This is a genomic window from Streptomyces sp. NBC_01571 (genome assembly GCF_026339875.1).
Taxonomy (GTDB): domain Bacteria; phylum Actinomycetota; class Actinomycetes; order Streptomycetales; family Streptomycetaceae; genus Streptomyces.
On the sequence record NZ_JAPEPZ010000001.1, the window covers coordinates 1001570 to 1013772 of the forward strand.

The following is a 12203-nucleotide window of genomic DNA, read 5'->3' on the forward strand; positions in this document are numbered from 1 at the left end:
GCGATCGGTTCCGGTGGCGGACAGGCCACGTGAGGGGGACGGTTTCAGGAGCTGGGCGGCTCGGCCCCGACCAGCCACATCGAGAAGAACTGGGAGCCGCCTCCGTAGGCGTGTCCCAGTACCCTGCGAGCCCCTTCCACCTGGTGTTCTCCCGCCTGCCCGCGTACCTGGAGCGCCGCTTCCGCGAAGCGGATCATCCCGGAGGCGCCGATCGGATTGGTGGAGAGGACGCCGCCCGACATGTTGACGGGCAGGTCCCCGTCGAGCTCGGTCACCCCGGATTCCGTGAGTTTCCAGCCCTCGCCCTCGTCGGCGAAGCCGAGGTTCTCCAGCCACATGGGTTCGTACCAGGAGAAAGGTACGTACATTTCCACGGCGTCGATGTCCCGGCGCGGGTCCGTGATGCCCGCCTGCCGGTAGACGTCGGCCGCGCAGTCCTTGCCCGCCCGCGGTGACACACAGTCCTTGCCGGCGAACAGGGTGGGCTCGCTGCGCATCGCGCCGCCGTGCAGCCACGCGGGCGGACGGGGTGAACGGGCCGCGCCCGCACGGTCGGTGAGGATCATGGCGCAGGCGCCGTCCGAGGACGGGCAGGTCTCCGAGTAGCGGATCGGGTCCCAGAGCATCGGGGAGGCCTGGACCTTCTCCAGGGTGATGTCGTGCTCGTGGAGGTGCGCGTAGGGGTTCTTGAGCGCGTTGCGGCGGTCCTTGTACGCGACCAGGGAACCGACGGTGTCGGGCGCACCCGTACGCCGCATGTACGCGCGTACGTGCGGCGCGAAGAAACCGCCCGCCCCCGCCAGCAGCGGCTGCTGGAAGGGGATCGGCAGGGACAGGCCCCACATGGCGTTCGACTCGGACTGCTTCTCGTAGGCCAGGGTCAGGACGGTGCCGTGGACGCGGCCCGCGACGAGGTTGGTGGCGACCAGTGCGGTCGAGCCGCCGACGGAGCCCGCCGTGTGCACGCGCAGCATCGGCTTGCCGACGGCGCCGAGCGCGTCGGCGAGGTACAGCTCCGGCATCATGACGCCCTCGAAGAAGTCGGGTGCCTTGCCGATGACGACGGCGTCGACGTCGGACCAGGTCAGCTCCGCGTCGTCCAGGGCCCGGCGGGCCGCCTCGCGGACCAGGCCGGCGATCGACACGTCCCGCCGGGCCGCCACGTGCTTGGTCTGGCCGACGCCTACGACGGCCACGGGCTCCTTGCTCATCGCGGATCCCCTTCGAGTACGGCGACCAGGTTCTGTTGGAGGCAGGGCCCCGAGGTGGCGTGGGCGAGCGCCCGGTCGGAGGTGCCCCGGTGGATGCGCGCGGCGGCCTCCCCGATGCGGACGAGTCCGGCCACCATGACCGGATTGGCCGCGAGCGCTCCGCCGGAGGGGTTGACGTCCACGTCGTCGGCGAGCCGCAGCGCCTTGCGCAGGACGACCTCCTGCGAGGTGAAGGGCGCGTGCAACTCCGCCGTTTCGACGGGCCGTTCGAAGGCCCCGGCCCGCTCGGCGGCGAGGCGGGCGGACGGGGAGTCGGTCAGGTCGCGCACGCCGAGGCCGTGGGCCTCGATGCGGTGGTCGATGCCGCGGATCCAGGCGGGCCGCTCGCACAGCTCGCGGGCCCGCTCGCCCGCCGCGAGGATCACCGCGGCGGCGCCGTCCCCGACCGGCGGGCAGTCACCGGCCCGCAGGGGACGTACGACGTAGTCGCCCTGGGTCACCGAACCCCGCAGCTGCGCGTGGGAGTTGGCGGCCGCCGAGGTCCGGCTGCGGGACGCGACACCGGCGAGCGCGTGCTCGTCGGTGTCCCCCGCGTCGATGAGCGCCCGGGCCTGGAGTGCGGCGAGCGCGACCGAGTCGGGCCACAGGGGCGCGACGTAGTACGGGTCGAGCTGCCGGGTCAGGACGTCCCGTACGGAACCGGGCGACGACTTCCCGTACGCGTACACGAGCGCAGTGTCGGCGTCACCGGTGAGGAGCTTCGTCCAGGCCTCGTACAGCGCCCACGCCCCGTCCATCTCCACGTGCGACTCGGAGATCGGCGGCCAGGCGCCCACCCCGTCGAGCGCCATGGTGAAGGAGAAGGCACGGCCCGCGAGGTAGTCCGTCGAACCGGAGCAGGTGAAGTCGATGTCGCTGGTCTTCAGGCCGGTCCGGTCCAGGACCTCGTGCAGGACCGGCATGAGCATCTCCACCTCGGAGAGTTCGTCGCTGGAGCGCCGGTGGTCGGTCTGCCCGAAGGCGACCACGGCGACGTCCCTGATGGGCCGCATCTACAACAGCTCCTTGTACGTCTCGTAGTCCGCGTCGGGTTCACCGGCCGGCCGGTAGTGGTCCGGGTGACGGCCGTCCCGCGTCCACACCGGCTCCACCCGCAGCCCCATCCGCACCTGGTCGTAGGGGATGCCGCCGATCCGGCCGTGCAGCGCGAGGTCGGCGCCGTCGAGGGCGATGTGGGCGTAGACGTAGGGCACCTCGATGTCGAGGTTCCTGGCCTTGATGTTGACGATGCAGTACGTGGTGACCGTGCCCCGCGGTCCCACCTCGACCTGTTCCGCGGTGGCGACCCCGCAGGTGGGGCACGCGCCCCGGGGCGGGACGTACACCTTGCGGCACAACGGGCAGCGCTCCCCCACGGTGCGCCGCTCGGAGAGGGCCTCGAGGTAGGCGCTCTGGGCGCGTCCGGGTGAGTACACGTAGTCGAGGCGGGCGGGGGTGACGATGCCGGTCACCATGTCGGCGAACCGGCCGTCGTGACCGCCGGTTTCGCCCGGATCGCCGTCGTACGGTTCGAAGCAGGCGATGTCCGTGATGGCCCCGGAGCGTTCACCGGCCCAGCGGACCCGCACCCGCATGCCGGTGCGCACGGCGTCGGGGCCGGGAGCGTCGAGGGCGTGCAGCAGGGCCGTGTCGGCGCCGTCGAGCCTGACCAGGACCCAGGCGAACGGGGTGTCGAGGGGCTGGCCCCGGCGCGGGGCGTGGTTCCAGGCCCAGGTGGTGACGGTGCCGGTGGGAGCGACCTCGACCAGGTCGCGGAGCTCGTCGGCGGTGACGGGGTCGTACTCGACGGGTGGGACGAGCGTCCTGCCGTCGGTGGTCCGCACGCCGAGGACCACCCGCTCGCGCAGTCCGGTGAGGAACGCGCTCTGAACGGGGCCGAGCGAACGGGTGAAGGGGAACTCGACGACGAGGGGGGCTTTGAGGACTTCGGGCATCCCGGATGTCTCCTTCGGGGGTCAGGCGCGCCCGGGCGGGGGCTCGGGGGTCAGACGCGCCGGTAGACGGGTGGGCGCTTCTCGGCGAAGGCGCGGGAACCCTCCTTGGCGTCCGCGGTGTCGAAGATCGGCCAGCCGCGCGCGAGTTCGGCGGCGAGGCCGTCGGTCTCGGTCATCCCGGCGGTCTCGTACACGGACGCCTTGACCGCCTCGACGGCGAGCGGGCCACAGGCGTTGATCTGTTCGGCGATCTCGAGCGCCTTGGCGAGCGCCGTTCCGTCCGGCACGACCTGGCCGACGAGACCGATGCCGGCGGCCTCCGCGGCCGAGTAGGAGCGCCCTGTCAGCAGCATTTCGAGGGCGTGCGTGCGCGGGATCTGACGTGGCAGTCGCACGGTGGACCCGCCGATCGGGAACAGTCCGCGTCTGACCTCGAAGAGGCCGAAGAGCGCCGACTCGCCCGCGACACGGATGTCGGTGCCCTGGAGGATCTCGGTACCGCCCGCGACACAGGGTCCCTCGACGGCGGCGATCACCGGTTTACGGGGGCGGTGATGGCGCAGCATCGCCTTCCAGTGCAGATCGGGGTCGGCTTTCAGCCGGTCCCGGTACCGCTCGCCCGCCATGCCCCCACCGGCCAGCGCCTTGAGGTCCATGCCGGCGCAGAAGGCGCCGCCCGCGCCGGTGAGCACGATCGAGCGGACCGCGTCGTCCGCGTCGGCCTCGGTCCAGCCGTCGTACAGGCCGACCAGCATCGGCAGTGAAAGCGCGTTCTTGGCCTCGGGCCTGTTGAGCGTGAGCACCAGCGTGGCGCCTTCGCGCCGCACGGTGAGGTGTTCCGTCCCACCCATTGCCGTCCTCCCGTCGCAGGAACGAGAACAGGTTGCAGGAGGCGTGGAGTCAGTACAAGGGTTTTCTGACAGACAGTCAGATTTCTTCTGCGCGGGCCCTTCCCAGTTGCGGCGGGCTTTGCTCTGATGACCGTCGAGCCGAGGGGCGGCCCCGGACGTTCGGCGTCAGGAGGAGCGGTGGAGTACAACCTTGCCGACCTGTTCGAGTCGGTCGTCGACGCGGTCCCCGACCGCGAGGCGCTGGTCTACCTCGACCACCCCGGCACGGGCGCGGAGCGCCGGCTGACGTACGCGCAACTGGACTCGGCGGCGAACCGCATCGCCCACCACCTGATCGACAGCGGCATCCGCCCCGGCGAGCACCTGGGGCTGCACCTGTACAACGGGATCGAGTACGTACAGACCGTGCTGGCCTGCCTGAAGGCGCGGATCGTGCCGGTCAACGTCAACTACCGCTACGTCGAGGAGGAGTTGGTCTACCTCTATCAGGACGCGGATCTGGTGGCCCTGGTCTTCGACGCGGAGTTCGCCGACCGGGTGACGGCGGCGCTCCCGCGAACCCGGGCGCTGCGCCATCTCGTGCGCGTGGGAACACCCGCGTCCGGCGCCGGGACGGCCGGCGCGCGGACCGCTCCCGACACCTCCGCTCCCGCTCCGCCTCCGGCTCCGACCCTCGTGGACTTCGCGGACGCCGAGGCCGCCGGGTCTCCCGGGCGGGGTTTCCCGGCGCGCTCGGCGGACGACCAGTTCATCATCTACACAGGCGGCACGACCGGTATGCCCAAGGGCGTCATGTGGCGGCAGGAGGACCTCTTCTTCGCGGGCCTGGGCGGCGGCGCCCCGACGGGTGAGCCGGTCGCGAAGCCGGAGGAGCTCGCCGAGCGGGTCGCGGCGGGCGGTGAGGGCATCACGTTCTTCCCCACTCCCCCGCTGATGCACGGCACTTCGACACTGACGGCCTTCATCGGGTTCAACTTCGGGCAACGGGTGGTGATCCACCGCAAGTTCGTGCCCGAGGAGGTCCTGCGGACGATCGAGCGGGAGAGGGTCACCAGCGTGTCGCTGGTCGGCGACGCGATGCTGCGACCCCTGGTCGACGCGCTGAAGGGGTCCATGAAGGGCACGGACTGCTCCTCCATGTTCAGCCTGTCGTCGTCCGGCGCCATCATGTCGGAGACGGTCCGCGCGCAGTTCCAGGCGCTGGTCCCGAACGTGATGCTGCTCAACAACTTCGGCTCCTCGGAGTCCGGCTTCAACGGCACCGCCACTGCCGACTCGGGCCCCGAAAGAGGCTTCCGGGTGCGCGTCAATTCCCGTACGCAGGTGGTGGATCCGGCGACCCACGAACCGATCGCCGCCGGTGAGGTCGGACGCATCGCGCAGCGCGGCCATGTACCCCTCGGCTACTACAACGACCCCAGGAAGACCGCCGAGACCTTCTTCCACAGGGGCGGCGAGCGGTGGGTGCTGCTCGGCGACATGGCGACCGTCGACGAGGAGGGCATCGTCACCGTCCTCGGCCGCGGCTCCCAGTGCATCAACACCGGTGGCGAGAAGGTCTACCCGGAGGAGGTCGAGCAGGCCCTCAAGTCCCATCCGGACGTGTACGACGCCCTGGTCGCCGGGGTGCCGGACGAGAGGTGGGGCAACCACGTGGCGGCGGTCGTGCAGCTGCGCGAGGGCGCGCGCCGGCCGTCCCTGGAGGACATCCAGGACCACGTCCGGGACCACCTGGCCGGCTACAAGATCCCCCGCCAGCTGGTCATCACGGACGCCATCCAGCGATCACCCAGCGGCAAGGCCGACTACCGCTGGGCACGCTCGGTGGCCGCGGAGGCCGGCGGCTGAGCCCCGCGCGCGACCCTCGCCCGCCGCACCTCGCGCACGGGCCCGCGAAGAAACTGGGCGCCGACCCCTTGCACGAGACGGACCGGCCTGAATTACTGATCCCGAACAGCTCGACCGAATGATCGGTCGCCCGGATTGGTACGGTTGGTGAGGGAGGAGTCCCCATGGCGGATTCCACGGTGTCGAAGGACCTGCTGGACGCGGGAGAGCGGCTGGACGCCGACGCGCTGCGGGCGTTGCAGGAGGAGCGGCTGCGGGCGTCGTTGCGGCACGCGTACGAGAACGTGCCCTTCTACCGGGAGTCCTTCGACAAGGCGGGCGTACGGCCGGACGACTGCCGCACCCTGTCCGACCTGGCACGTTTCCCGTTCACGACGAAGGCGGACCTGCGCGAGAACTATCCGTACGGGATGTTCGCCGTGCCCCAGGAGCGGATCCGCCGCCTGCACGCGTCGAGCGGGACCACCGGGCGCCCCACGGTCGTCGGCTACACGGAAAACGACCTCTCCATGTGGTCCGACATGGTGGCCCGTTCGATCCGGGCGGCGGGCGGCCGTCCGGGCGACAAGGTGCATGTGGCCTACGGCTACGGGCTGTTCACCGGAGGTCTCGGCGCGCACTACGGCGCCGAACGGCTCGGCTGTACGGTGATCCCCGCGTCCGGCGGCATGACGGCGCGGCAGGTCCAGCTGATCCAGGACCTGCGCCCCCAGGTCATCATGGTGACCCCTTCGTACATGCTCACGCTGCTCGACGAGTTCGAGCGGCAGGGTGTCGACCCGCGCGGCACCTCGCTGCGGGTGGGGGTCTTCGGCGCGGAGCCGTGGACGGAGGAGATGCGGCGCGAGATCGAGGAGCGGTTCGCCATCGACGCCGTGGACATCTACGGCCTGTCGGAGGTGGTCGGCCCGGGCGTCGCCCAGGAGTGCGTGGAGACCAAGGACGGGCTGCACATCTGGGAGGACCACTTCTATCCGGAGGTCGTCGACCCGATCACCGGGGAGGTGCTGCCGGACGGCGCCGAGGGCGAGCTGGTGTTCACCTCGCTCACCAAGGAGGCCATGCCCGTGATCCGCTACCGGACGCGGGACCTCACCCGGCTGCTGCCCGGCACCGCCCGCGTCTTCCGCCGGATGGAGAAGATCACCGGGCGCAGCGACGACATGGTGATCCTGCGGGGGGTCAATCTCTTCCCGACGCAGATCGAGGAGATCGTGCTGCGCACGCCGGGCGTCGCGCCGCACTTCCAGCTCCGGCTGACCCGCGAGGGCCGTCTCGACGCGCTCACCGTACGTGCCGAGGCGCGGCCCGGCGCCACACCCGAACTCCGCGCCGCGGCCGTGCACTCCATCACGGCGGCCGTGAAGGACGGGATCGGCGTGTCGGTCACCGTCGAGGTCGTCGAGCCGGAGTCGCTGGAGCGGTCCGTGGGGAAGATCAGGCGGATCGTCGACCTGCGGGAGCGCTGAATCGTGTCCGCCGCCGGACCGCGGGGTCCGGCGCGGCCTACGACTCCGCCGCGAACCGGTCCCTCAGTTCCCGCTTGAGGATCTTCCCGCTCGCGTTGCGCGGCAGCTCGTCCACGAACAGCACCCGCTTGGGCGCTTTGAAGTGGGCGAGCTTCTCGCGTGCGTGCGCGACGAGTTCGTCCCCGCTGATCTCACCGCGCGCGACGACGACCGCCGTGACCGCCTCGATCCACCGTTCGTCGGGCAGACCGATCACCGCCACCTCGGCGACCGACTCGTGCGTGTAGAGCGCGTCCTCCACCTGCCGCGAAGCGACCAGGACGCCCCCGGAGTTGATGACGTCCTTCACCCGGTCCACGACGGTGAAGAAGCCGTCCTCGTCGTGGACCGCGAGGTCACCGGAGTGGAACCAGCCGTCGCGGAAGGCCTCGGCCGTCTCCTCCGGCTTGTCCCAGTAGCCCTCGCACAACTGCGGTGAGCGGTAGACGATCTCGCCCCGCTCCCCGTCGGCCACGTCCTTGCCGGACTCGTCGACGACCCGCGCCTCCACGAACAGCACCGGCCGGCCACAGGAGTCCATCCGGCCCTTGTGCTCGTGGGGGCCGAGGACCATGGCCAGGGGGCCGATCTCGCTCTGGCCGAAGCAGTTGTAGAACGCCAGCTTCGGCAGTTGTTCCCGCAGTCGCTCCAGGACGGGCACCGGCATGATCGACGCCCCGTAGTACGCCTTGCGCAGCCCGCTCAGGTCGCGGGTCGCGAAGTCGGGCCGGTTGGACAGGCCGATCCACACGGTGGGCGGGGCGAACAGGCTGTCCGCGCGTCCCGCCTCGACCAGGTCGAGGATCGTGTCGGCGTCGGGCGCGTCGAGGATCACGTTCACGGCGCCGACGGCGAGATACGGCAGCAGGAACACATGCATCTGTGCCGAGTGGTAGAGCGGCAGCGCGTGCACGGGCAGGTCGCCGGCCTGCAGGTCGAGAGCGGTGATCGCGCTCAGGTACTCGTGCACCAGCGCGCGGTGCGTCATCATCGCGCCCTTGGGCAGCGCGGTGGTGCCCGACGTGTACAGGAGTTGTGTCAGATCCTCACCGCGCGGCTCCGGACCGTCGTACGGCGGGGTCTCGGCCAGCCGCGCGAGCAGTGAGTCGCCGGCGTCGCGCAGGGGCAGGGTGCGCGTCCCCTCGGGCAGGTTCCCGGCCAGGCCCGGATCGGTCAGGACGAGTCCACAGCCGGCCTGGCCGACGATGTACGCCAGGTCGTCACCGGTCAGGTTCTGGTTGACCGGCACGTGCACCAGTCCGGCCCGGGCGCAGGCGAGGAAGCCGATCAGGTACGCGTCCGAGTTGTGGCCGTAGGCGCCGACCCGGTCGCCGGGCGCCAGTCCCGCGGAGCGCAGGGCCTGGGCCGCGCGGGAGACGGCCTCGTCGAGTTCGGCGTAGGTCCATGAGCGGTCGCGGTAGTGGACCGCGACGCGCTCCGGGGTCCGCCGGGCGCTGCGTCGCAGCACCCCGTCGACCGTGACACTTCGTCCCGCCGTCATGACCTGCTCCTTCGTCCGCCGCTCTGGCGTGATCCTCGTTCCGGTCCGTGAGCGCGGTCAAGCGTCCGGCGTGCTGGTCGCGAAGACGCTCCGCCTGTCGTGGCGCTGGACCCGAAGGGCGGTTCGACCGAACGGGAGCTGGTGACGCGGCAGTTCACCAACCGTACCCCGCGGCTGACCTCGCCTCGGGCGACGCGGCGAGGGCGGGCGCCACGCCGCCGGGCGGTACGGCGACGGGGCGGCGACGGCGGACCCGTCGACGTGCCCGGGGCGGCTCGCACACTCGGGGCACGGGGCACGGGACCGTAGGAACACGCCTGGCACACGGTCTGCGGGTTCGCCACGGCCCCTCGCCGACACGGTGCCGGAGCCGCGCCGGTGCCGGAGCCACGCACGGCGGGTTCCGCGCTCAACTCGATCCGCGCGCCCACCAGTTCGTCGTGCGGGCAGGGAAGCGCGTCCCGGCGCCGGTCGGCACGGAGTCGCTGGGAGTGCGGAACGAGGTCGAGCCGGTGCGGGACCGCGTCCGGCGGAGAAACCGAGGTCACCACCGGGTCCTCGTACATCCGGGCGGGACCTCGGGGACTCGTCTCACACGGCTCGGGTGCGGCCCTCCCAGTACGGATCCCGCAGCCGCCGCTTGTACAGCTTCCCGTTCGGGTCGCGCGGCATCGACTCGATGAAGTCGACGCTCTTGGGGCGCTTGTACCCGGCGAGCCGTTCCGCGCAGTGGCGCAGGACGTCCGCGGCGAGGGCCGCTCCCGGGGGGTGTCCGGGCGCGGGCTCGACGACGGCCTTGACCTCCTCGCCCCAGTCGTCGTGCGGGATGCCGAAGGCCGCCGCGTCGGCGACGGCGGGGTGGGCGAGCAGCGCGGCCTCGATCTCGGCCGGGTAGATGTTGACGCCGCCGGAGATGATCATGTCGATCTTGCGGTCGCGGAGGAAGAGATAGCCGTCCTCGTCGAGACAGCCGAGGTCGCCGACGGTGAAGAAGTCACCGATGCGGTTCTTCTTCGTCTTGCTCTCGTCCTTGTGGTACGAGAATCCGCCGGTGCTCATCTTCATGTAGACGGTGCCGAGTTCACCGGGCGGCAGTCGCTTGCCGTCGTCGTCGAAGACGGCGAGTTCGCTGATGGGCCAGGCCTTGCCGACGGTGCCGGGTTTCTTCAGCCAGTCCTCGGCCGTCGCGAAGGCGCCGCCGCCCTCGCTGGCCGCGTAGTACTCCTCGACGCTGTGACCCCACCACTCGATCATGGCCCGTTTCACGTGGTCGGGGCAGGGGGCGGCGCCGTGGATGGCGTGCCGCATCGACGACACGTCGTAGCGGGCCCGGACCTCGTCGGGGAGCGCCAGCAGCCGGTGGAACTGGGTCGGGACCATGTGGGTGTGGGTGCACCGGTGGGTGTCGATGACCCGGAGCATCTCCTCGGGGGTCCACTTGTCCATCAGCACCAGACGGTGGCCGATGTGCAGGGAGGCGCCCGCGAACTGGAGTACGGCCGTGTGGTAGAGCGGCGAGCAGACGAGGTGGACGTTGTCGTCGAAGGGCCTGATGCCGAAGATGCCGAGGAAGCCGCCGAGGTAGGACTCCTCGGGGAGCTTGCCGGGCAGCGGTCGGCGGATGCCGCGGGGGCGGCCCGTGGTGCCCGAGGTGTAGTTCATGACCCAGCCGAGGGTGCGGTCGGCGGGCGCCGATCCGTCCTGTCCGGCGAGGAGTTCGGCGTAGGGCCGGAACCCGTCGACACTGCCGACGGTGTAGCGGCTCGTGGGTGGCAGTCCCGCCTCGTCGGCGGCGTGGCGGGCGGCGTCGGCGAACCGTTCGTGGGCGATGAGGACCTTGGCGCCCGAGTCCGAGACGATCCAGGCGATCTCGGGCCCGACGAGGTGGTGGTTGACGGGGACGAGATAGAGGCCGGCCTGCGAGGCGGCGAGGTAGGCGACGAGGAACTCGACGCCGTTGGGCAGGACGACGGCGAAGGCGTCGCCGCGTTCCAGCCCGGCGGCGCGCAGCCCGTGCACCAGTTGGTTGGCCGCGGTGTGCAGTCGGCCGGCGGTCCACTCGTCGCCGTCCGGGGTGACGAGGACCGTCCGCCCGGGGTCGGCGGCGGCCTGGGCCCAGAAGCCGTTCGGTGAGGTCGAGGTGGTCACGGTCGGGCGCTCCTTCCGGCGATCCTGTTGATGCGGTCGACGGCGTGCTCGAAACCGCGGGTCAGGTCGTCGAAGACGGCCCGCACGCTGCGTTCGCTGTTCATCCGGCCGACGATCTGCCCGACGGGCGTCCCGAGCAGCGGCTCCACCTCGTACTTCTGGATGCGGGAGACGGCCTCGGCCACCAGCAGCCCCTGCAGGGGCATGGGCAGGGTGCCTGGACCGTGCGGATCGTCCCAGGCGTCGGTCCACTCGGTGCGCAACTGGCGGGCCGGCTTGCCGGTCAGCGCGCGCGAGCGGACGGTGTCGCCGGACCCGGCGGCCAGCAGCTTGCGTGTCACGGCCGGCGAGTGCAGGTCGGCCTCGGTGACGGTCAGCCACAGGGAGCCGAGCCATACGCCCTGGGCGCCGAGGCTGACCGCGGCGGCCACCTGCTGTCCGCTGCCGATGCCGCCCGCCGCGAGGACGGGCAGCGGGTCGACGGCGTCGACGACCTCCGGCGTGAGCACCATCGAGGCGATCTCCCCGGTGTGGCCGCCCGCCTCGTAGCCCTGCGCGACGACGACGTCGATACCCGCCTCGGCGTGCTTACGGGCGTGCCGGGCGCTGCCCGCGAGGGCCGCGACGAGCACCCCTTGGTCGTGAGCGCGCCGCACGACGTCGGCGGGCGGTGAGCCCAGCGCGTTGGCCAGCAGCCTGATGGGGTAGTCGAAGGCGACGTCGAGCTGGGTGCGCGCGACCTGTTCCATCCAGCCCGTGATGCGCCAGCCGGGGGCCTCCCCCTCGGCGAGGCCGGGCACGCCGTACTTGGCGAGGGTGTCCGCGACGAACTGCCGGTGTCCCTCGGGGATCATCGCTTCGACGTCCGCCTCGGAGACCCCCTCGACCTTCTTGGCCGGCATCACCACGTCCAGGCCGTAGGGCCTGCCCCCGACGTTCGCCTCCATCCAGTCGAGGTCGCGCTTGAGGTCGTCGGGGGCGGTGTAGCGGACCGCGCCGAGCACGCCGAGACCGCCCGCGCGACTGATGGCCGCGGCGACGGCGGGAAACGGCGTGAAGCCGAAGATGGCGTGCTCGATCCCCAGTTGCTTGCTCAGCTCCGTCTGCATGGCCGCAGGATGCCGCAGTCGTCCGGCCGAGGG

General features: G+C 71.4%; 9 protein-coding genes. 2 read left to right on the forward strand and 7 right to left on the reverse strand.

Features of this window, described 5'->3' with window-relative positions; all coding sequences use genetic code 11:
• Positions 1-44: 44 nt before the first annotated feature.
• The 4 genes from OHB41_RS04615 to OHB41_RS04630 are packed head-to-tail and all read right to left on the reverse strand — an operon-like array spanning position 45 to position 4056.
• Entirely contained in the window at positions 45-1211 is a 1167-nt protein-coding gene (locus OHB41_RS04615; RefSeq protein ID WP_266696664.1) for a thiolase family protein, read from the reverse strand.
• Positions 1208-2263 (reverse strand): thiolase family protein, encoded by a 1056-nt coding sequence (locus OHB41_RS04620; RefSeq protein ID WP_266696665.1) that lies wholly within the window; start codon positions 2261-2263, stop codon positions 1208-1210. Before OHB41_RS04620 ends, OHB41_RS04615 begins: the two co-directional genes overlap by 4 nt.
• On the reverse strand, positions 2264-3205 hold the full coding sequence (locus OHB41_RS04625) for a Zn-ribbon domain-containing OB-fold protein (protein WP_266696666.1): 942 nt from the start codon (positions 3203-3205) through the stop codon (positions 2264-2266).
• A gap of 50 nt (positions 3206-3255) precedes the next feature.
• Positions 3256-4056, reverse strand: coding sequence for a crotonase/enoyl-CoA hydratase family protein (locus OHB41_RS04630; RefSeq protein WP_266696667.1), 801 nt, complete (start codon positions 4054-4056; stop codon positions 3256-3258).
• Between the two features lie 177 nt (positions 4057-4233).
• Between OHB41_RS04630 and OHB41_RS04635 the strand changes: the two genes are divergently transcribed.
• Together OHB41_RS04635 and paaK are read left to right on the forward strand one after the other, a co-directional pair.
• The gene (locus OHB41_RS04635) at positions 4234-5904 is read left to right on the forward strand and encodes an acyl-CoA synthetase (protein ID WP_266696668.1); all 1671 of its coding nucleotides are present in this window, start codon (positions 4234-4236) and stop codon (positions 5902-5904) included.
• 164 nt (positions 5905-6068) lie between these two features.
• Entirely contained in the window at positions 6069-7373 is a 1305-nt protein-coding gene (gene paaK / locus OHB41_RS04640; protein ID WP_266696669.1) for a phenylacetate--CoA ligase PaaK, read from the forward strand.
• A 37-nt stretch (positions 7374-7410) separates the two neighbouring features.
• Here the strand turns inward: paaK and OHB41_RS04645 are convergent, their stop codons facing one another.
• The 3 genes from OHB41_RS04645 to OHB41_RS04655 form a co-directional block, all read right to left on the reverse strand.
• Positions 7411-8913 (reverse strand): acyl-CoA synthetase, encoded by a 1503-nt coding sequence (locus OHB41_RS04645; RefSeq protein ID WP_266696670.1) that lies wholly within the window; start codon positions 8911-8913, stop codon positions 7411-7413.
• A 591-nt stretch (positions 8914-9504) separates the two neighbouring features.
• Complete coding sequence (locus tag OHB41_RS04650; RefSeq protein WP_266696671.1) at positions 9505-11061, reverse strand: acyl-CoA synthetase; 1557 nt, start codon at positions 11059-11061, stop codon at positions 9505-9507.
• Entirely contained in the window at positions 11058-12170 is a 1113-nt protein-coding gene (locus OHB41_RS04655; RefSeq protein ID WP_266696672.1) for an NAD(P)H-dependent flavin oxidoreductase, read from the reverse strand. Before OHB41_RS04655 ends, OHB41_RS04650 begins: the two co-directional genes overlap by 4 nt.
• Positions 12171-12203 lie beyond the last annotated feature (33 nt).

What these genes read in the sequence shown, in the direction of transcription:
- OHB41_RS04625 (WP_266696666.1), bottom strand. Translation starts at nt 3,205, where the DNA reads ATGCCCGAAGTCCTCAAAGCCCCCCTCGTCGTCGAGTTCCCCTTCACC.
- OHB41_RS04655 (WP_266696672.1), bottom strand. Translation starts at nt 12,170, where the DNA reads ATGCAGACGGAGCTGAGCAAGCAACTGGGGATCGAGCACGCCATCTTC.
- OHB41_RS04615 (WP_266696664.1), bottom strand. Translation starts at nt 1,211, where the DNA reads ATGAGCAAGGAGCCCGTGGCCGTCGTAGGCGTCGGCCAGACCAAGCAC.
- paaK (WP_266696669.1), top strand. Translation starts at nt 6,069, where the DNA reads ATGGCGGATTCCACGGTGTCGAAGGACCTGCTGGACGCGGGAGAGCGG.
- OHB41_RS04620 (WP_266696665.1), bottom strand. Translation starts at nt 2,263, where the DNA reads ATGCGGCCCATCAGGGACGTCGCCGTGGTCGCCTTCGGGCAGACCGAC.
- OHB41_RS04630 (WP_266696667.1), bottom strand. Translation starts at nt 4,056, where the DNA reads ATGGGTGGGACGGAACACCTCACCGTGCGGCGCGAAGGCGCCACGCTG.
- OHB41_RS04645 (WP_266696670.1), bottom strand. Translation starts at nt 8,913, where the DNA reads ATGACGGCGGGACGAAGTGTCACGGTCGACGGGGTGCTGCGACGCAGC.